The sequence below is a fragment of the bacterium genome (assembly GCA_022616075.1).
GTDB lineage: Bacteria > Acidobacteriota > HRBIN11 > JAKEFK01 > JAKEFK01 > JAKEFK01.
The window spans coordinates 1-20,048 of sequence record JAKEFK010000012.1 but is presented as its reverse complement, the minus strand read 5'-3'; the positions used below and the strand labels follow the sequence as shown (position 1 = coordinate 20,048).

Sequence of the window (20,048 nt, the reverse complement as noted above, 5' to 3'; positions counted from 1 at the left end):
TCGACGATGCACTGGGGCATCGACTGCGTCGCGGCGCCTCGCATCTGCCTGCCCGGCGCTCGCGCCATATGTCATCATATTTATGGGAAGGGACACTAAGGAGTAAACGATTATGGAAGAATTCATTCTCTCCAAAACAAGTCTCCCGAATCTACATCCGGCGATGGTTCATTTTCCTGTTGTTTTGTTGTTTGTAGCCCTGGTGATCGATATCGCGGCTCTCATTCTGTCGCGCGAGTGGCTGCGCAAGTCGGCTGTTTTGCTTTACGTTTTTGGAGCTGCGGCAGCCGGTCTTACTTTTTGGTCCGGCCGATCCGCGGCAGAGTCGGTGCAGCTCTCAGCACAGGTTGAACCGATCCTGTCGCGTCATGAAAACTCGGCACTCTACACGTTGTGGTTTTTTGGAATTTACGCCGCAATCCGCCTGCTCATGCAACTGTCGCCTTACAAACGCTGGGTTCATGCTGTAATTGTCTTGTTTTCAATTGCAGGCCAGATTTTGCTTTTTCGAACTGCCGATCTGGGTGGAACTCTAGTCTATAAACATGCCGTTGCAGTTACCTTGCCGAAGGCAGAGAAGGCAATGCAACCACCGGCTCAGCCAGCGGCCGGTCCGGTTATACAAGGGGACAATTTTAGCTGGAAGTTCGGTCCCGGTTCCGAAAAACGACTCTCTGAATTTTTGGATGTACCAACCGGTTCTTTAAGTTCAGTGAAAACCAGAACGGAACAACGAAATGGAAAGACGGTTTTAGTAATTGAAAAATCTACACCTGAACCGATTGTTTTTACCGTCAAATCTGCCAGCTACCGCGATGTTCAAATAGAAAGCGAACTGGACCTTTCCGAGTTTGACGGCACCGTTTCGTTGGTACATCATGTGAGCGGCAATGACCGCGACTTCCTTGCTATTCGAAAGGGTTCGATGGAACTGGGCCGGCACGCAACCGGCAGCAACAAATCGTTTGGAACGGAAAAGTTAACAATTCCTCCAGGATTGCTAACCTTCAAAGCCGTCTCCGCAGGTACGCATTATCGCGTCTATCTCAACGGAAAGCTCACAGTTCATGGCCATGGAAAAGCCGCGACCGAAGGAAAAGCAGGTCTACTCCTGGAAGGAACTGGGATTTTAAGAATCGCAAACATATCTGTGACGCCTCTTTTAGAACATGACCAACATTAAGGAGCATTCGAATGAAAACAACGGAGATGATCTATTTCGTTTTTCTGGTTTTACTCTTTTCCAGCTTAGTTTTTTCTCAAACCGACGACGCAGCTGCAGTTCGCCAGGTTCTCTTAAGTGAGGCGGTTGCTTTCGAACGAAACGATATGGCCGCATTTGAGAAGCACTGGGCCAATGATGATTCTGTTGTGGTTTTTGAAAATGGGCATGCGAATTACGGCTGGTCCGATTACAAAAACAACCATCTTGGACCGGAGATGGCCGAAATGAAAAATGTCAGCTTTAAGATCACGGATATCAGAGTGCAGACTGAACGAACTCTGGGTTATGCAACCTTCAACTACACACTGGCAGCCGATCTAGAGGATCGTCATGTTGAAGGCTCTGGCCTTGGCACGGCGGTGCTGGAAAAGCGCGGAAAGGATTGGGTGATTATTCACTGGCACACCAGCAGCCCGCGCCGTCCGCCGGCTCAAACGCAGCCAAATCAATGACAGTTTGAAAGGAGATTTCATGTTTACTTCACTTGGGCTTCCGGAATTAATCATCATTTTTCTCATCGTCCTTCTGTTTTTCGGAGGGAACCGGCTGCCGAAGGTACCAAAAGCCATTGGCGAGTCCATTCGAAACTTTAAAAGTTCTATCCGGCAAAGGCAATTCTGATTCAAGCATCGTTTGGAGAGAATCAAACTAATTACTACAGAATGGAGCGAGCTGGTGTACTGCGGCGAATCACGCTCAACATCCGGCAACCCAGCAACAGCGCGAGGATCAAGCCAAAAGTGAGTGGCAATCGAGTGTCTACTAGGATGTAAAAGTGAACGACACCCCTCCAATCGCGACAAAATACGAAAGCCGGTGCAGGCGATTGCAGCGTTTGCCGCCAAGCTTTCGGATCATGGAAAATCAGTTGATGTGATTGCAAGCGGAACAAGCAGAAAGAAATTCAGCATGCCGATCGCTGGCCAAGAGTTCGATCCATGCGACCCCTGTGAAGACAAAGCATTCGGCTGGATCTGCGAACGAGACTTAAGACGGCTCATTCGTGAGCCGTGATACAATGCAACCACACATAAGTTCGCTGGAGGATCTACGATCCAATGAATACATTGCTGCGCATTCTCAGGTTTCCTTTGCTGATATGCATGATCAGTTTTGCGTTCCCGGTATTTTCCGATGATGATGCAAACGCTCCGCATCATGGAAATCCGCCGCTGCACGCGCAGGATAAAATGCGTGCCTTCCAGGATGACCATCACGAACCTCAAAATCTTTCCAGCTTAAACTTTACATCTTGCTCAGGTGGGCTTGCGAGCGGCTATCCTTGCCGCAATGTTGATCTAATGGCATTCCTGCCTTTGAGCCAGATCGGAGGCGGCAACGGCAACGACATCTGGGGTTGGACGGATCCACTCACCGGAAAAGAATATGCAATCATGGGCCGAACCAGCGGGACTTCTTTCGTGGATGTCAGCGACCCTTCCACTCCGGTTTACCTGGGAAACCTTCCGCCTCACGCTTCCAACTCTACATGGCGTGATATCAAGGTGTACGCCAACCATGCATTCATAGTCAGCGAAGCAACTCAAAGCGGAATGCAAGTATTCAATCTGACTCAACTGCGAAACGTGTCTTCCCCTCCGGTGACTTTTTCGGAAACGGCCTGGTATAGCGGATTCTCGAACGCGCATAACCTCGTGATCAACGAAGACACCGGGTATGCCTACGCCGTCGGCAGCAATACCTGCAGCGGTGGCCTCCACATGGTAAATATCAGCAATCCGACGAGCCCTACCTCTGCCGGATGCTTCAGCTCGGATGGCTACACTCATGACGCCCAGTGTGTCCTGTACCATGGCCCGGACCTGGATCATCAGCTCAAAGAGATCTGTTTAAATTCGAATGAAGATACATTAACGATTGTCGATGTGACCAATAAATCGGCACCGGCCCAACTCTCCCGAAAAACCTACAGTGGAGTTCAATACACCCACCAGGGTTGGCTCACCGAAGATCATGTCTACTTTCTGATCGATGATGAGCTCGATGAGAGCCGGAACGGACACAACACTCGCACGTATATTTGGAATGTATCCAATTTGGATAATCCTGCTTTGATCAGCTCTTATACTTCTTCCGTATCTGCGATTGATCATAACCAGTACGTCAAAGGAAATTATTCTTATCAATCGAATTACCGCGCCGGACTGAGAATCTTGGACATCAGTGATATTGCCAACGGCAACTTAACGGAAGCCGGCTATTTCGACATTTATCCAAGCAGTGACTCTCCGAATTTCAACGGCTCCTGGAGCAACTATCCATTCTTCACAAGCGGGATCATAGTTGTCAGTGGAATCGAACAAGGATTGTACGTATTGCGCCCCAATCTGGGTTCCCCATCCACGGCTCCGACAGTCAGCATCTTTCGTCCTGCTGAAAACGAGACGGTTGGGGGCGATGTGACCCTCCAGATCGATGCAGCAGACGCGGAGGATCCGCCGGGATCATTGACCGTGGAGTGGAATGTGAATGGAGGCCCGTGGCAACCCACCGCTTTCAACAACACTACCGGTTTTTATGAAGCAAACTGGGATGCATCCGCGGAGAATAACGGACCGGCAACCCTCAATGCCCGTGCCACGGATAGTTCCAATCAAGTGGGAACCGACAGCAATCTGGTAAATATTTCCAATCCGCTGCCTGCTTTCCATGTCAGTTCGATTGAGGTAGTGAAAGTGCGTCTGAGCGGCGGTCGCTATCGAGCGGTGGCAACAGTCACTATTGTTGACGCCGGAACTCAGCCGGTAAGCGATGTCATGGTGGAAGGAACTTTCAGCGGCGACTGGAGCGGTAACGTCAGTTCCGCGACAGATACCAATGGTCAGGCTAACTTCCAGACGTCACCTGTGAAAAACGGAAGTAACTGGACATTCTGCGTTGTCGATGGAACCAAAACCGGTTGGAGTTACAATGCAGCCGCAAACGTGGAAACCTGCGACAGCACTGGAGGAATTAGTACAGTAGGCGCAATTTCCGGTCTTGTTACTGACAGCGTTACAAGCTTCCCGATTGCTGGAGCCGGAATCTCAGCAGACACCGGTGAATCCGCCACGTCCGACAGCGCAGGAAACTACACTATTAGCTCCGTGCCCACAGGCAGTCGTACCGTAACTGCCTCTGCAAATGGATATGATTCGCAGCAGCAGCAAACAACAGTTACCGAAGGAAACACAAGTATCGTGAACTTCGCTTTGATTCCTTCTACCTCCGGTGGCTCCGGTACGATTAAAGGAACTGTTACAAATACCGGAGGATCCAGACTCGGTGGTATTCTGGTTCAGACGAATACCGGCCAGTCTGTCCTAACTAATAAATCAGGCAAGTACACGATCCAGGGAGTGCCTGCAGGCAATGTGACGGTTACTGCATCCGGAACGGGATACGTCACACAGCAACAGGTTGTAACGCTTGCCACCGGGCAGACTCTAACAGTCGACTTCTCACTGGCATCACAGTAGCCCGTTTCCACAGGAAACGAAGGAATCATAAAATGAGAAAAAGCTTCCTCGCGCTTCTATTCATCCCATGCGTGATCTTTGTGATGGTTGATCACGTGAAAGGGACTTCCGAACCTACACTGGCCTGGCAGTTCAAGACTGGTGGTTGACTCTTCGGCACTCCCGCTGTCAGCGGGTCCGATCTTTATTTTGGATCGTGCGCCGGCACTTTTTATGCGCTGGATGCGTTCACCGGTGAAAAGAAATGGGAATACGATACGGCAACAGATGGAAAGCCCAACGAATTTCATAGCGAGACGATTGTTACTCCCGATCTTGTGATTACCGGAAGCGATCTTCGAGAAGAAGATGGAATCGGCCATGTGTACGCGTTCGACCGCGGCACCGGAGTGCCGCGATGGAAACATGATTTGAAATACGGTGTGGGGACGATGCTGATGGAAGGCTCCAACATCTATGCGGTCGATTTTGAAATGAGGTTGCTTGCCATTCATGTGAACACCGGAAAACTCGTGCATAAAATTGAAGGTGTTTCAAATCAAAGTTTTCTTTTCCCTCCTTCTCCGGTCAATCACCACGAGGTAGTTTTTCATGCGCGCAGCGATGGCCGGCTGCAAGCGCTCCGCACCGGCAATCACAAGAGGATCTGGGAGCGGCAGATGCCGGAGCAAATTACGAGTGATCTGGCAACAGATAGCAAGGGCCTTTTTCTTGCAACGGAAGGGAAACTGATCCACGAGTTGGATCCGAAGACGGGAAAAACGGTTCGGACTTTTCAGAGAGATGGAGTGGTGCGATGGAGGATATTGGCGGCAAGCAACCGGCTGATGTTTCTTGAATGGAACCAAAACACCGCTTCCGGATTAGAATGCCTTGATCTGATTACGGGTAAAGAAAGTTGGAGTCAGCAGGCGCCGGAAGGGTCCGAATGGGATACGTTTCGGCCGCTTCTATGGAAGGATCTGATCCTTATTGGAAGCAACAAGGGTTATGTGGCCGCTTTTGATGTAATGACCGGCAGTCTGGCATGGTCTTTTCACCTGGAGGGAAATGTCCGTTCGCTGTCCGCTTCCGAGCATTTGATCTATGCCGGATCGATCAACGGTACTCTTTCAGCCATCCTACCGCCCGACTGACAAGAATACAGATTAACAGTCGGAGGATATCTCACTGAAAGCAAGAGTATGGATACAACGACCCATTTGAAGATGAAGTTTCTATCGATTGTTTTCTTTTGTATTTTTTCATCGTGCGCGTTGGCTGATGACGAATTCCCGAAACTGCAATTTGGTGGTTTGATCGATGTTCGGTTCGCCAAAACAGACGAAGCTCGATCCTGGCTGGACGGAGGATTGGGAAAAACCCGGTTCGGCTCGCTGGGTGAGGAAGGCTCTGAGCTTTTGCGGTTGTCCCAAGGCTCTTTGCTGCTGACGGCAGCAGCAAGCGATGATCTTTCTGCGCGCCTTCATGTGAATATTGATGCCGAACCGAACCGCGATCGGAATCGATCCCGCATTGATTTAATCGAAGGATTTATCAGCTACCGGCCGGTTTTTTCTCCACAAATCCGTTTCCGCTTCCGCGGCGGCGTTTTCTTTCCACCCGTATCGCTTGAAAATCGAGAGGCTGCCTGGACATCGCCGTTCAGCATTACCAGCTCGGCTATCAATAGCTGGATCGGTGAAGAAGTTCGCGTAACCGCTGCGGAAGCCAATTTCATTCTTTCGCACAATTCGAGCGAATATTCGTTGGGGGGCGCTGTGCTTGGGAATAATGATCCGGCCGGTACGCTATTGGCCTGGCGAGGATGGGCTCTGCATGACAGGCAAACTGGCTTCTCTGATCGTCTGCCGCTTGCACAAATTCCCGCGTTGCAGCCTGATGGATTGTTTCCTGAACAACCTGATTTCGTGGAACCTTTTCGCGAAGTCGATGGGCGCCTCGGATTTTATGGAACTGTTGGAATCCGCAATAAACATTTCGAGCTCAACGGAATCTACTATGACAATCGGGGGCAACAAACGAAGTTCGACGGCGTTCAATATGCCTGGGAAACGGATTTTATCAACGTTGGAATCGATGTGCCGATAGGTGAACATCTTGAGTTCATCAGCCAGTACATGTCAGGAGACAGCCGAATGGGGTTTGGGGACATGGTTCATATCGACTTCGATGCGTTTTATGTTTTGGCGACAGCTACAATCGACCGGTACCGGCTCACTGCTCGTTATGATGATTTTCGCGTTCATGATAAAGATGCATTTCAAGCGATTGATGACAATCGTGAAAATGGAAATGCATGGACATTTGCATGGATGGTTCATTTTGCGGAGAAGCACCGCCTTGCAGTTGAATTGTTGCGAGTAGAAAGCGATCGCCCCGTTCGCGGCTCTATAAATCTACCAATCCGGCAAATCGAATGGCAGTTGCAAACGAGTTTCCGGCTGCGTTTTTAAGTACGCGATGCGTAAGACTTTCTACCTTCGGCTCATCGCTTATCTCAGCTAATCTCTAGAATCTGAAAAGATGAGAATACTTCACAAACAATTGCCTGCCATCATTCATAAAATCATCCCGGGTGCGCAACAATCCTGATGGCGTCATCTGCAAACCTGGATCGAGATTCTGCAAATTGCTGTTGTAACCGATAAATAGTGCTGTGCCCGGATGCAGCATGTAAGTAATCAGAAAATCTACATTCAAATTTTTGGTGGTTTGAAGACTTGTGAAATTTTGATTCGCGAGCAGCGCATCGTATTGAACAATGACTCTAACCGATAGTTCCCGGCTGATCTGATAATTCCATTTCGTTCTCAGAATGTGGTTGTTAAAAATGCTGGAGGATGTGCCGGGGTCAGTAAGGCGGTTAATGATGTAAGTGTGATCGATAGTCAACGCATTCGTGGGCCGAAAACTGAATGTAAGGCTTCCATTTACAAAATCAGCCCTGCCGGGAGCCTGGTCCACGCGCGGCACAAAATTCACCGAACGTCCGAAAAAAAGGGATGAGACAACGCTCAAGCGCTTGATCGCTTGCGTATTGAACGACATGCCCCACTCATGACGCGAGATATCCAGTGGCCCAGAAAGAACCGGGAAATCGACCGGTCTTACACGAGTTCGCAAAACTGTGTACCCAAATCCAACGAATGTCTGTCCGGCCATGTCGAGTGAAATCCATGGATTTTGCCACCAATCGAGACGTGTCCCGCCGTGATCGTAGACGTACATCATGTCCAGGTGTGGCGTCACAGCAAATAAGCGTTTGCTTTCCGGACGAAAACTGTAGCTTACCTGCTGATCGAATCGGCGGATATCTGTGCGGTTGACAAACCCGGCCAGTGAACGAAATCCCGGACTGAAGTCGAAGTAATCAAAGTTGTAATTCAATTGCCGGCCGCTCCGGTTCAGCTTCAATCTGTATGCAGGTCCAGCCTGTCGCGTTCCATCTTGAAATTCGGTTGTGCTTCCTACCGCTTGAAAATTTGTGGTCCAGTTATCGCTTAATTTGATGCTGCCATCAAGGCCACCGATACGGTTTGATGTCTTTGCAAATTCACGATCCGTATAAATGAGACCTATCGAAGATTGACTGCCGAGGTCCCGGCTAACGCGAAAGGCAGCGAAATACGCACGCTTTTCGGCCAACGGATCGTTTTCCGGTACACTTCTTCCGGCCGATTGGTCATCCGCCAGCAATGCTCCAACATTATAGCTGCCGATTTTTCCACTCATGCGCGCCCCGAATTGCGGATCGGCAATCCGGCGCGTGAAAAGCAGATTGATCGGCGTCTCAAAAAAGCTCGCATTCTCCAGAAAAAAAGGACGCTTTTCCGGGAAGAGCACCTCGAATCTCTGGTTCACAGTAACCTGTGGATCATCCGACTCCACCTGACTGAAATCGGGATTCACTGCGAAATCCAAAACCAGGCTATCGCGAATCACAAATTTGGAATCGATGCCAAAATCATTATCAGCTGCATCTTCCACAAAGCTGGGCGCCGAAAGGTCGCGCTGATCGAGTGCACGAAAAGAACGGAACGAAGTGTAAGGAAGAAGCTGAATATTGCGCCCCGGTGAGATATCGCGAAGACCGGTCAGTACCGCTGCTTGATTCAAACGTCCGGCAATTTTGATCGAATACTGCGGCCAATATGTCTGCTCATCTGCGCCCGGAATGTAGCGAGTCAGAAGAATGCCCCAGGTCTGCTCCGAATCCGAAGAAAAACGCAAACTACGAAAGGGTATCACAAATGAAACAACGTATCCCTCCTCAGTTATTCTCGCTTCAGTTTCGAACACGGTATCGAAGGAGTAGTCCCAGCTGTTAGAATTCTCAAACCAGATCGCATCCTGCTGGACACCGAGCGCATTGGACACAAATTGATACGCCCTACGGCGATCGTTGAAGGTGTCAAGCTGAACAGTCACGATGTCGTCGTTGTAGATGTCAGAATTTCCACGATTCAACATCTGAGCTCGGATATTCTCTGTCTCGTAACAAACAAAAATTGCGTAGAGATTCTTGCTGTCATAACCCAGGTAGACTTTTGTTTTGCGAGTTGACGGCTCACCGTCATTTCGCTCCCGCTGTTTGAATCCCTCTACTCGAAGCATGTCCGTCCGCTCACTTTCCACAAACTCCTCAATTTTCGGCGGCGTTTCCAGCTTCGGTATTACAATCTCCGGACCGGCAAGCATTCCAACCAGAAGCAGTATCATGCCAAACAGTATTTATCTCATCCTTCTTTCGGTCCAATTCTTTATCCTCATCAAATCCATTATCAATTATTATGGATTACCTGATATGCATTATTTGATATAATATTGTAATTTCGGCGGTTTAATCATTATGAATTTAGAAATTCGTCATTTGAAATTGATCGAAGCAATTGCTAATGAAGGCAGCATGACAAAGGCTTCCCAGAGGTTGCATGTCACCCAACCAGCATTGAGCCATCAACTAAAGGAAATCGAAGACCGCTTAAACGCCCCGCTCTTCTTACGTCTCAATCGTAAGTTGATTCTTACTGAAGCGGGAGAGCAGCTATTAAGTTCTGCCCGCCGGGTGTTACAAGAATTAGAGCTCACCGAACAAAACATTCGGAAGCTCGCAAATGGCGAGCAAGGAGTTTTGCGTATCAGCACGCAGTGCAATACCTGTTATCAATGGCTCCCTTCCTTGCTCAAAGCGATGCAACAGAAATTTCCGGGAGTGGAGGTGGAGATCGTTTTGGAAGCAACCTATCGACCATTGGAATTTTTGCTTGCGGGAAAGCTTGATCTTGCAATTATGAATACAAAAGTTCAGACGAAGAATCTTTCCTGTTTTCCACTGTTTGAAGATGAGCTGCTGGTAGTGATGGAACCGGACAACGTTTTGGCTTCGCGTCCCTACATCCTTCCGCGAGATTTTGTCGATCAGAGTTTGATGGTGTACGCAGTTCCCGCTGAGGAGAGCCTCGTATTCCAACGGTTCTTGCGACCCGCCGGCATCAGGCCAAAGAGAACTTACAAAGTGGCATTAACGGAGGCAATGGTGGAAATGGTAAGAGCAGGGATGGGAATCGCTGTGATGGCCCGATGGGCTGTTGCATCGTATCTGAAATCGCGCGAACTAATCGGTGTCCGCCTCACAAAAAATGGAGTCCATCGCTACTGGCACGCTGTCACACTGAACTCCAAGCCTACGCCCACATATTATCGCGAATTCGCACGATTGCTTTCGCAGACCGCAGTTCCCTTCCGTTCCGCGAAAGGACTCAAGCTTGTTATCTGAATCGTAGCCATTATGAAAATCCAAATTTCATCGCATCGGCAATCGCCTCTGCATAAGCACTTGTATGAGGCGTTTGCTACATATGCAGCTCGGCTCTGGTTTGCAGCAGCGCTAGAACCTGACTTCGTGATAGCATTCCCTCTACTTTGCCGTTAGACATCACGGGAAGCTGGTTGACGTCTTCTCTTGACATTATTTGAAGCGCTTCGCTGATCGGCGTTGTCGTTTTCACCTTACGTAAAGTTTCCAGCGGCCGCATCACATCTTTTACTCGAGTTTCCGGCCAGCGAGTCCGCTCAACCTGTTTCACTTCCTGAGGCGTGATCAATCCGACGACCTGGTCGTTCTGAGTAGCCAGGAAACATCGTCGTCCGGTTGTCACCAAATGATCATCAACGAATTGTTGGAGATTTAGTTGAGCGTCAATTGTAGGGCAGTCCCGGCTCATTACATCGGAGACACGGATGTTTCGAAGACCTGCCTGTACCTCAACTTCTTGATAACTTGCCCTTGCGGCTTCCAGTAAAAACCAGCCGATTAACGCAATCCATAGTCGACCAAAACCTCCCGTAGTAAAGAATCCCAGGAGGCCCACCGCTATGAAAAGAAAAGCCACGAATTGACCTATTCTCGCGGCGATTCGCGTCGCTTGTTGCACATTTCCCGTTTTCCACCAGACAATCGAGCGCAGAACGCGTCCGCCATCAAGAGGAAAACCTGGGATCAGGTTAAATATCGCAAGAGTGATGTTGATATAACCGAGCCACACCAGCATCGCCCAAAGGGGACGCGCCGGTTGTTCCATAGGTCGCCAGCCAAGCGTCGCCGCTAAGCCTAGAAACAGCAGACCGATCAAAATACTTGCGATCGGCCCTGCGATACCCATCCAGAATTCTGCTTTCGCGCTGCCGGATTCTTTTTCGATCTGCGCGACCCCACCGAGTGCGAAAAGAGTAATGGAGTGCACCGGGAGTCCGTACGCTTTTGCAACAACAGCGTGGGAAAGCTCGTGCAACAAGATTGCTATGAAAAATAGTAATCCTGCTGCCACAGCCAGCGTCCAGATCGTTGATGTACCCCACTCCGGATTTGTATTCCGAAACTGCGCTGAGAGCGAAAGCGTAATGAGATACGCGATGAAGAACCAGCTGTAATGCAGGCCGATTTGAACACCAAAAATTCGTCCAAGTTTGATTTGTGCACGCATAGTGTTCTCCCAAAATACGGAATGAGGACGCGAAACGTCTTCATCCGTTCATTGACGCGCAAATATCTTGTTTTTCATGATTCGATTTTTTTGATTTATTGGTTGTTATTGTTGCTCTCCTCAATAGAAGGAACTTGTACAAGCTGCAATTTTTTAAGCTCACGTCCCTTCCATATTTCGTAAATCACCGGATAGACCATCAGCTCCATGATGAAAGAGGTAAAAATTCCTCCGATCATGGGAGCCGCGATTCTCCGCATCACGTCTGACCCGGCCCCGTGCGACCACATAATTGGAACAAGTCCCATGAACATGACCGCGACAGTCATCACTTTGGGACGCAGCCTTTTCACCGCTCCGTATTCGATCGCTTCTTTCAGATCCGCCTTCGTCTTCATAGTTCCTTTTGCCACGCGCTCTTTGTATGCGAGGTCCAGATAAAGCATCATGAACACTCCTGTTTCGGCGTCCACACCGAGCAGCGCGATCAGTCCAACCCATACCGCGATGCTCATGTTGTAATCCAGTAAATACAATAACCAGATCGCTCCCACTGCTGAAAAGGGAACGGCAAGCAGGATAATCGATGTTTTCACGAAAGAGCCGGTGTTCACATAAAGTAGCAGTATGATGATCAGCAGTGTAATCGGAACAACGACCAGCAGTCGCTGTTTGACCCGTTCCATGTACTCATACTGTCCACTCCAAAGGATCGAATAACCCGCAGGCAATTTCACTTGTTCTGCCACAGTTTTTTTTGCTTCTTTTACATAACCGCCAAGGTCCCGGCCTGTAACATCCACAAAAATAAAACCTGCTAGAAAGCCCTCTTCGTTTTTGATCATCGCCGGTCCCGTGGAGAGGCGCATGCTTGCCAGCTGGCTGATCGGAACCTGCGCACCCGAAGGGGTTGAAACAAGCACGCCACCGAGCGCATTCAAATCATCGCGCATAGAACGCGCGTAACGGACGTTAATCGGATAGCGTTCGCGTCCTTCGATGGTTGTGCTGATACTCATCCCTCCGATCGCAGATTCAATCACATCGTTGATGTCGTCGACTGCGAGTCCGTAGCGAGCTGCTTCTTCGCGATTCACTTCGAAGTCGAGATAGTAGCCGCCCGTAACACGTTCAAAGAATGCGCTGCGTGTGCCAGGAACTTTCTTTAAGACTTTTTCCGTCTCCAACCCCACTTGTTCGATCACTTCCAGCTTCGGCCCCAACACCTTCACACCAACTGGAGTCCGAATTCCGGTTGTAATCATATCGATTCGCGTTCGGATCGGAAATAGCCACGCATTCGCGTACGATGGAATTTGAACTTTACTGTCCATTTCAGAAATGAGCTCTTCCCAGGTGATTCTTTTTGTATCCGGCCATATTCTTCGAAGCGGCACTTTAACGAATTCCGGAACCCACGGTTTTGAATACCAGCGTTCCATAGGAACTTCCCTCCATTGATCTTCAGGCTTGAGAGTGACTGTCGTTTCGACCATGCTCATGGGAGCCGGATCGGTAGATGTTTCAGCTTTGCCTATTTTTCCAAAAACGGTTTGGACTTCAGGGAATTGCATAAGCATCCTGTCCTGGATTTGTAAATATTTGGTTGCTTCCGTTACGGATATGCCGGGAAGCGTGATAGGCATGTACAGGATCGTTCCTTCATTTAACGGCGGCATGAATTCGGAACCTAGTTTCCTGTATACGGGCACCGTAAGCGCAACAACCAGCACTGCTGTTGTGAGGATCAACCACTTGTGATTGAGCGCAAATCGCAGCGCCGGGTGGTAAATTTTCATCAAAGGCCGGCTGATCGGATGATTCTCCTCATCGTGAATCTTCCCAATGAAAATCGCATTGGCAAAGCGAGATAGCGCCCGCGGCCGAAAACTGAATTCACGCGTCCGCATGATCGCGAGCCGCAATGCCGGATCCAATGTAATGGCAAGCACCGCCGCGATTGCCATCGAAAAATTTTTCGTGAATGCTAACGGTTTGAATAAACGCCCTTCTTGCGCCTGCAAAACAAAAATCGGCAAAAAGGAGATCGCGATTACTAACAGTGAAAAGAAAGAGGGTCCACCCACTTCTTTGACTGCGTCAATGATCACCCGTTTTGAGTCACCGGGACGTCCTTCTTTGTCCCAGTGTTCCAGTTTTTTATGCGTCTGCTCCACAACTACTATCGCAGCATCTACCATCGCCCCGATTGCAATCGCAATGCCTCCGAGAGACATGATGTTGGAAGTGATGTTCATGCCGTACATCGGAATAAAGGCGATGATCACCGCAATCGGAATCGTTGCAATCGGGATCATAGCGCTTGGAACGTGCCACAGAAAAATGAGGATCACCAGACTGACAATCAGTAATTCTTCGATCAGCGTGCGCCGCAATGTTTCAATCGAGCGGTGGATCAGATCCGAACGGTCATAAGTCGTAATGAACTCGACGCCTTCCGGAAATGAAGGTTTGACTTCCTTGATCTTTTCTTTCACCTGGTCGATCACTTTACTCACATTCTGACCGTAACGGACAACAACAATTCCGCCGGTAACTTCGCCTTCGCCATTCAACTCGGCAACGCCTCGTCTCATCTCCGGGCCGAGTTCGACTCGCGCGACATCTGCAACTCGAATCGGAACACCGGAATTTATCGAAACTGGAGTTGATGCTGCCGGCATCATTGATGTTCCATTACTCATGGAGGTGGACCTTGGTCCAGTAGTTGATGTGCCATTCATTGCGCGCGGACCAACCGGCAGGCTTTCAATATCGGAAATACCTTTGATGTAACCGCGACCGCGGATCAGATATTCTTTGCCGGTAAATTCCACCACTCGTCCGCCAACTTCGCGGTTGCTGCGGCGTATCACATCCATTACGTCCGTAACGGTTACGCGGTAGGCACGAAGCTTATTCGGATCAACAACGACCTGATACTGCTTGACAAAACCACCGACAGTGGCAACTTCCGCCACGCCCGATACGCTTTCCAGCCAGTAACGAACATACCAGTCGTTGAAAGAACGGAGCTGAGCCAGATTATTTCGGCCGCTACGGTCCACAAGTGCGTATTCAAAGGCCCATCCGACACCCGTGGCATCTGGGCCAAGTGTTGGAGTAACGTCAGGAGGCAATTTGCCGGTGAGCTTGCTCATGTACTCTAATACTCTACTTCTACCCCAGTAGATGTCAGTGCCTTCGTCAAAAATGACGTATACGTAGGAGTAGCCGTAATCGGAGAACCCGCGAACCATGTTCACACGCGGCGCAGCAAGCATCGCAGAGACTAATGGATATGTAATCTGATCTTCCACCAGATTCGGACTTCTGCCCGGCCATTCCGTGTAAATGATCACCTGTGGGTCGGAAAGATCAGGGATCGCGTCCAATGGAACGTTGTATATGCTCCAGATGCCGGCAAGGAAGGCAAAACCGACCAGCAAGAAGACCATGAACTTGTGCGCCGCAGAATACTCAATGATCCGGTCTATCATGGCATCTCCTTACCTTGCGGTGACGGTCGTTTTCATCGAGCCGATCACTTTGTTTTCTTTTTTCACCACGATTGTTGTTTCCCAGGTCCATGCCATTTGAAACTCGATGTTGCCTGCATAGATCCCATTCCCCTGGTCCAGGAGCATTGCTTTATTGCTCATCGGCGGCATGGCGCCCATTTGCGGCATGGAAAGGGTCACTTCCACTTCGGCTCCGCTAACAGGTTTGCCGCCGGCGTCTTTCACGGATACGCGCATCCTGTTGTCGCCGGTCTTAGCTGTTTTCGGTTCCAGCACTTGAATCACAAGACCACCCGTTGATGGAGCAACTTGCATTGTCTGTGCCTTGGACGGTTTGCCCATGTTCTCTAGAACGCCCCGAAGTCTTGCTTCAGAATCAAGCAGGAAGTTGGCCGCAGTTACAACGCGTTCTCCTTCTTTTACTCCGGTTGCGATCTCCGTTCCTTCTTTAGTTTGAATGCCGATCTGAACCTGGCGCGGATCGAAATAGCCGCTGCCTAATTCGACGAACACATACTGTTTATCGCCGGTGTTCAGCACTGCATCGTTTGGAACAACGAGAACTGTTTTCTCCGGCGTTTGAAGAACCACGTTTACAAACTGATCAGGCTTGAACTGACTATTGGGGTTGCGGAGTTGAATCCGCACCTGTCCCGTTCGTGTATTGGGATCCAGGTAAGGATAAAAGAAATCCACCTTTACATTCATCGGCGGTTGTTCCGCATAGGGGAACTGGACGCGTACGCTTTGACCCATTTTTATGAACGGAAGGTCTTTTTCATAAATGTCAGCCAGCAACCACACGGTCGAAAGATCGACAATTGTGTATAGCTCGAGCTCCGGTGTTACATACATTCCATGGTGATAGGCGGCCCTTTGTGTAACCACGCCGCTTACCGGCGAATAAATCGTCAATGCCCGTGTCGTTTTCCCGGTCTTTGCAATTTCATCGATTTGGCCTTCCGAAACTCCCCAGAGTCGTAAACGAGCTTTTGCAGACTCGGTCAAACTGCTTGGACTCTTGGCGATCCAATCAAACGAGCTGTTTCCGAGTTGTTTTTCTGAACGGAGTGCGAGTAGATACTCCTGCTGCGTGGAAAGAAGCTCGGGACTGTAAATGGTAAAGAGCGGCTGGCCACGTTTTACGGGCTGGCCAACAAAATCTACGAAAACGTTTTCTACCCATCCGTTAAACTTCGTATGAATATGAGTGATGCGTGTTTCATCGTAAGCTATCTTGCCAACCGTGCGTATTTCTCGTGATAACGATTTGGTTTCGGCCGGAACCGAACGCACTCCCAAAACCTGTTGTCTTTGCGGTGGAATAAAGACGCTCCCGGTGTCGCCTGTTGGCGCAGAGGCCGTTTGCATTTGATCCATCGACATTTGCGATGTCTGCGAACCGCTCGATTGTTCCTGCATTTTTTTCATCGCTTCCTGATCGCTGCCTTCTTTCTTGACAAGCTTCATGCTGCAAATCGGGCAATTCCCCGGGTTATCTGAGATATATTCTTTGTGCATCGGGCAGTAATAAACCTCTTTAGCTTCAGCAGTATTTTTTGATGGTCCATCCTTTTCATTAGTGAAGAAAAGGAATCCTCCCGCGAAAAGTCCTGCGATAACTAAGACGATAATGATGATTGTTCTTTTATTCATAGCCCTAACTCCGTAGTAAGCTCAATTCCGGTTGGCGTAATCAGCTGGCCCGTAATCTCCTCAATCCTTGCTACTGCTTTTTCGTGATCGGCTACGCGACGCAAGAATTCGCTTTCGTAGTTCAACAGTGTAGTGCCGCTGTTGAGAAGCGTCAGGAAGTCAACTTTTCCCACTTGATAAGCCGAGAGTGTCGACTCCAGACTGATTCGACTCTGCGGAATGATTCCTTCATTGTAGAGTTTCGCAAGGTTTGCTGTAGTTGTCGCGCTTATGTATGCCGCCTTTAAGTCTGCATTTAATTTTTTTAGTGTCGCTTCCTTTTCATTCTTGCTGGCTTGCAGCTCCAGCGTTGCCTGTGCAATGGCAGGCTTTTGCTTACGCCAGTAGTACAGCGGGATACGCGCTTCAAACATCGTCATGTAGTAATCGGGAAACTCCGAACCTGTTTTCTGCCACTGGAAGGTAGCCGAAAAGTCCGGGTACTTCTCCTTGTTTGCAAGCTTGAGCTCAAGTGCCCTCTGCTCTTGTTGAACGATTTTGCTGAGGATTTCCGGAGACCTCTCTTCAAGTCTCTTTCGCAGCACTTCGAGTGCGACATCGAATTGCGGAGTTAAGAATGTCTCGTCGGTTTTCAAATCTCCATCTATCGCACGATTGAGCAGCGCATTCATGGCCGCTCTTCTGCTTTCCAGGTCCTGGTAAAGCAACTGCATCTTTTCTTCAAGGGTCGAACGCTCCAATTGCGCGCGCAAGATGTCGGACTGCACACCTTCGCCCACTTTATATTTTGCTTCACTTATTTCAGTGAAATGATTGACTAAAACGCGGTACTTTTCCGTGATGGCGATTGCCTGCTGCAAATAGGCGTACTCCACAAACTCCGTTTTTAGTTGGGAGAGCAACCGGATGGTCGTCAGCCGGAGCTCTTGTTCTGCCGCTTCAGCTTTTTTATTTGCAATTTGCGAACGTAAATTCAGTTTGCCGGGAAAGGGCAGATCCTGTGAGATGCCGAATCCGCGATATGCAAAGTCGCTTTCGTTTAACGCTGTAAAAAAGGGACGTCCAACGCCGAAATCCGTAAAACTGATCATCGGATCAGGTAGAGTTCCCTCCTGAATCGGAACTTTCGTAGCCGCCAGATATCGGTTCTTTGCCGCAAGAATTTCCGGATTGTTGCGAACGAGCTCGCGTTGAAGTTCCAAGAGCGTTTCAGCGTGCGCAGTACTGGCCGTGAGTAAGACAATGATGAGAATATGTTTGATGAATTTCATGGAAATTTAACCTCCGCAATCACGAAAGATCGAAGAAACAAAGAGCGCGTTTTAAGGCGCAAAACGGGAGGTTAAATTAGATGCGGAGGGAACGATCCAGAAGAAAGATGGGCGGACTCGGCGAAATCGAAGGATCGAAGGAATCAATCCACCATGGAAGATCGTTCGAGATTTCTACTGACACTATTTCCGTAGCAGGAACAATAACCGGATGAACTGGACCCTGCTGTTTGAGTATCTGGGTTTTGCCTGTATTGCAGCTCGAGCAACAGGCTGTCGCGTGATCGTCCCTCATTCCCGCAGTGTCGTGACTGTGCCCTTTTTCGCAGCAGTCCATCGATTCAGCGGTTGTGAGGTGATTTCCACACACGGGTCCTGCCAGGGCAAAGGCCTGTAATAACAGTAAAAGGATCAGCGCGGTTTTCATGCTTCTAATAGGTTAACAATAGGCCAGGACATCACCTGTGTCAATTGGTTGGTTGCGATGCCCGTGAGAGTTCTTCTCCTGATCCGTTTTTACTTTTTTGCTACCTTCAGAATCGCAAAAACCAAAAACACAATGAGAAGAACACCAACGATGAACCAGATCGTCATACCACCCATCATGCCATCCATCGATACATCCTCCGCTCACATAATAGGCTTCTTGACAACTTCACGGCGTGACGGTATATTTATATACCTATACCCCCCTATGGTATTTAGGAGGAATTATGAAAGTTTTGATCCTTGCTGCATTGCCGCTTCTGGCGCTTGGAAGCTCGAACTCTACTGATCCCGCCGAAAAAGCAAAGGTGCTTGTTTGCACGCTCACCAACGAGAAAGTAACCTCTTGTTGCTGTGAAAAGCGGAATGGCAAATTGTACTGCACGAAAGCAAAAAAGGAAGTCAATGAATGCTGCTGCAAGTCCACGGATTCAGAAAAGAAATCGCAATGAAGAATTCTGCGGCCCGGCTGAAGGTTCTCAACGAGACCTTTGTTCCTGATGAAAGAAAGATCGAGATCCGGAAAAGCCTCCGGAGAATTGAAGGTCAGGTCAAAGCGCTGGAGCGGTTGATCGATTCAAACCGTCCGTGCGCAGAATTTTTGACTCAGACCGCTGCTACTCAGGAAGCTCTTCGCCGCGTAGGACGTCTGATGCTGACCAACTATCTGGAGCGATGCGTGACTCTTGCCATTAAAGAAGGACGAAACGACGAAATCTACGAAGAATTCACAAGCTTGATCTACAAGTTGATCAAGTGACTGCGAATTCCAGGAGAATGAATCCGGCGGTGGAGGATCAACCATGAAGATGACTGAAATCCGGCCGATGTTGTGGACAACGGATCTCAAAGGGTCAGTTGACTTCTATACGGATGTTCTTGGGTTTGAGTGCAAAGCCTTGAATGAAGAATGGGGCTGGGCGTCCGTGAGCTTCGACAACGTTTCGATCATGTTCGCGCTTCCCAATCAGCATGAACCTTTTGAGAAACCAGCTTTCACAGGATCACTTTATATCAACACAGATAACGTTGATGGGCTCTGGCAACAACTGAAGGACAAAGTAAAGATTTGCTATCCGATCGAAACATTCGAGTACGGAATGCGAGAGTTTGCCATCTTCGACCACAATGGATACCTCTTGCAGTTTGGCCAGGAAATCAAAGAATAGTTGAAATTTTCTTCAAAGCCCTGCTAGTTTCCGAACCGGCTCATCCGCATTTTTCCAGATCTCTTTCAATTCGTCGCGCGCTTTCAACGCGACCTGTTCATTTCCGGCTTCCGTTGCAGCTCGCGCCAGACCTTGCAAGGACAAAACGCGCCGTGGCGCTCGCTCCAGCGCCTGCTCAAAACTGATCTGCGCTTCCGGGGCTTTCTTCATCTCCAGCAACATTTCTCCCAGTAGCTCGTGCGACGGTTTGACGAT

General features: G+C 49.2%; 18 protein-coding genes. 11 read left to right on the top strand and 7 right to left on the bottom strand.

Annotated features, from left to right (window positions below; translation table 11 throughout):
* Positions 1–112: 112 nt before the first annotated feature.
* From L0156_01010 to L0156_00980, 7 genes are all read left to right on the top strand, one after another.
* On the top strand, positions 113–1,183 hold the full coding sequence (locus tag L0156_01010; GenBank protein MCI0601572.1) for a hypothetical protein: 1,071 nt from the start codon (positions 113–115) through the stop codon (positions 1,181–1,183).
* A gap of 11 nt (positions 1,184–1,194) precedes the next feature.
* On the top strand, positions 1,195–1,677 hold the full coding sequence (locus L0156_01005; protein MCI0601571.1) for a nuclear transport factor 2 family protein: 483 nt from the start codon (positions 1,195–1,197) through the stop codon (positions 1,675–1,677).
* Positions 1,678–1,696: 19 nt separating this feature from the next.
* Positions 1,697–1,846: a twin-arginine translocase TatA/TatE family subunit gene (locus L0156_01000; GenBank protein ID MCI0601570.1), complete on the top strand. Its 150-nt coding sequence runs from the start codon at positions 1,697–1,699 to the stop codon at positions 1,844–1,846.
* A 123-nt stretch (positions 1,847–1,969) separates the two neighbouring features.
* Positions 1,970–2,239: a hypothetical protein gene (locus L0156_00995; protein ID MCI0601569.1), complete on the top strand. Its 270-nt coding sequence runs from the start codon at positions 1,970–1,972 to the stop codon at positions 2,237–2,239.
* Between the two features lie 44 nt (positions 2,240–2,283).
* Positions 2,284–4,704: a choice-of-anchor B family protein gene (locus L0156_00990; GenBank protein MCI0601568.1), complete on the top strand. Its 2,421-nt coding sequence runs from the start codon at positions 2,284–2,286 to the stop codon at positions 4,702–4,704.
* Positions 4,705–5,021: 317 nt separating this feature from the next.
* On the top strand, positions 5,022–5,840 hold the full coding sequence (locus L0156_00985) for a PQQ-like beta-propeller repeat protein (GenBank protein ID MCI0601567.1): 819 nt from the start codon (positions 5,022–5,024) through the stop codon (positions 5,838–5,840).
* Positions 5,841–5,888: 48 nt separating this feature from the next.
* Positions 5,889–7,160, top strand: a complete 1,272-nt coding sequence (locus L0156_00980; GenBank protein ID MCI0601566.1) for a hypothetical protein — start codon at positions 5,889–5,891, stop codon at positions 7,158–7,160.
* Positions 7,161–7,215: 55 nt separating this feature from the next.
* On the opposite strand, the gene L0156_00975 is transcribed toward L0156_00980, so the two are convergent.
* Positions 7,216–9,426, bottom strand: coding sequence for a carbohydrate binding family 9 domain-containing protein (locus tag L0156_00975; protein ID MCI0601565.1), 2,211 nt, complete (start codon positions 9,424–9,426; stop codon positions 7,216–7,218).
* Positions 9,427–9,556: 130 nt separating this feature from the next.
* Between L0156_00975 and L0156_00970 the strand changes: the two genes are divergently transcribed.
* Positions 9,557–10,483, top strand: a complete 927-nt coding sequence (locus L0156_00970; protein ID MCI0601564.1) for a LysR family transcriptional regulator — start codon at positions 9,557–9,559, stop codon at positions 10,481–10,483.
* A gap of 76 nt (positions 10,484–10,559) precedes the next feature.
* On the opposite strand, the gene L0156_00965 is transcribed toward L0156_00970, so the two are convergent.
* The 5 genes from L0156_00965 to L0156_00945 form a co-directional block, all read right to left on the bottom strand.
* Positions 10,560–11,690: a site-2 protease family protein gene (locus L0156_00965; GenBank protein ID MCI0601563.1), complete on the bottom strand. Its 1,131-nt coding sequence runs from the start codon at positions 11,688–11,690 to the stop codon at positions 10,560–10,562.
* Positions 11,691–11,785: 95 nt separating this feature from the next.
* A complete protein-coding gene (locus L0156_00960) occupies positions 11,786–15,190 on the bottom strand; it encodes an efflux RND transporter permease subunit (protein ID MCI0601562.1) in 3,405 nt (1,134 codons plus the stop codon).
* Positions 15,191–15,199: 9 nt separating this feature from the next.
* Complete coding sequence (locus tag L0156_00955) at positions 15,200–16,867, bottom strand: efflux RND transporter periplasmic adaptor subunit (GenBank protein MCI0601561.1); 1,668 nt, start codon at positions 16,865–16,867, stop codon at positions 15,200–15,202.
* Positions 16,864–18,138: a TolC family protein gene (locus L0156_00950; GenBank protein MCI0601560.1), complete on the bottom strand. Its 1,275-nt coding sequence runs from the start codon at positions 18,136–18,138 to the stop codon at positions 16,864–16,866. Before L0156_00950 ends, L0156_00955 begins: the two co-directional genes overlap by 4 nt.
* Before the next feature lie 76 nt (positions 18,139–18,214).
* A complete protein-coding gene (locus L0156_00945) occupies positions 18,215–18,565 on the bottom strand; it encodes a hypothetical protein (GenBank protein MCI0601559.1) in 351 nt (116 codons plus the stop codon).
* A 286-nt stretch (positions 18,566–18,851) separates the two neighbouring features.
* Here L0156_00945 and L0156_00940 point away from each other — a divergent pair, with 286 nt between their 5' ends.
* Genes L0156_00940 through L0156_00930 form a run of 3 tightly spaced genes read left to right on the top strand, consistent with a single transcriptional unit; the run spans position 18,852 to position 19,793 of the window.
* Positions 18,852–19,076: a hypothetical protein gene (locus tag L0156_00940; protein ID MCI0601558.1), complete on the top strand. Its 225-nt coding sequence runs from the start codon at positions 18,852–18,854 to the stop codon at positions 19,074–19,076.
* Positions 19,034–19,384 carry a metal-sensitive transcriptional regulator gene (locus L0156_00935; GenBank protein ID MCI0601557.1) on the top strand — a complete coding sequence of 117 codons (351 nt, stop codon included), beginning with the start codon at positions 19,034–19,036 and terminating at the stop codon, positions 19,382–19,384. Before L0156_00940 ends, L0156_00935 begins: the two co-directional genes overlap by 43 nt.
* 43 nt (positions 19,385–19,427) lie before the next feature.
* Positions 19,428–19,793 carry a VOC family protein gene (locus L0156_00930; protein MCI0601556.1) on the top strand — a complete coding sequence of 122 codons (366 nt, stop codon included), beginning with the start codon at positions 19,428–19,430 and terminating at the stop codon, positions 19,791–19,793.
* A 12-nt stretch (positions 19,794–19,805) separates the two neighbouring features.
* Here L0156_00930 and L0156_00925 read toward each other — a convergent pair.
* Positions 19,806–20,048 (bottom strand): hypothetical protein (locus tag L0156_00925; GenBank protein MCI0601555.1); only part of this gene is annotated, 243 nt, incomplete at its 5' end.

Bases quoted from the DNA above. Each gene is read 5' to 3' on its own strand.
- L0156_00945 (MCI0601559.1), bottom strand. From the start codon at position 18,565: ATGAAAACCGCGCTGATCCTTTTACTGTTATTACAGGCCTTTGCCCTG.
- L0156_00940 (MCI0601558.1), top strand. From the start codon at position 18,852: ATGAAAGTTTTGATCCTTGCTGCATTGCCGCTTCTGGCGCTTGGAAGC.
- L0156_01000 (MCI0601570.1), top strand. From the start codon at position 1,697: ATGTTTACTTCACTTGGGCTTCCGGAATTAATCATCATTTTTCTCATC.
- L0156_00965 (MCI0601563.1), bottom strand. From the start codon at position 11,690: ATGCGTGCACAAATCAAACTTGGACGAATTTTTGGTGTTCAAATCGGC.
- L0156_01005 (MCI0601571.1), top strand. From the start codon at position 1,195: ATGAAAACAACGGAGATGATCTATTTCGTTTTTCTGGTTTTACTCTTT.
- L0156_00990 (MCI0601568.1), top strand. From the start codon at position 2,284: ATGAATACATTGCTGCGCATTCTCAGGTTTCCTTTGCTGATATGCATG.
- L0156_00975 (MCI0601565.1), bottom strand. From the start codon at position 9,426: ATGATACTGCTTCTGGTTGGAATGCTTGCCGGTCCGGAGATTGTAATA.
- L0156_00980 (MCI0601566.1), top strand. From the start codon at position 5,889: ATGGATACAACGACCCATTTGAAGATGAAGTTTCTATCGATTGTTTTC.
- L0156_00955 (MCI0601561.1), bottom strand. From the start codon at position 16,867: ATGAATAAAAGAACAATCATCATTATCGTCTTAGTTATCGCAGGACTT.
- L0156_00960 (MCI0601562.1), bottom strand. From the start codon at position 15,190: ATGATAGACCGGATCATTGAGTATTCTGCGGCGCACAAGTTCATGGTC.
- L0156_00935 (MCI0601557.1), top strand. From the start codon at position 19,034: ATGCTGCTGCAAGTCCACGGATTCAGAAAAGAAATCGCAATGAAGAAT.
- L0156_00950 (MCI0601560.1), bottom strand. From the start codon at position 18,138: ATGAAATTCATCAAACATATTCTCATCATTGTCTTACTCACGGCCAGT.
- L0156_01010 (MCI0601572.1), top strand. From the start codon at position 113: ATGGAAGAATTCATTCTCTCCAAAACAAGTCTCCCGAATCTACATCCG.
- L0156_00930 (MCI0601556.1), top strand. From the start codon at position 19,428: ATGAAGATGACTGAAATCCGGCCGATGTTGTGGACAACGGATCTCAAA.
- L0156_00970 (MCI0601564.1), top strand. From the start codon at position 9,557: ATGAATTTAGAAATTCGTCATTTGAAATTGATCGAAGCAATTGCTAAT.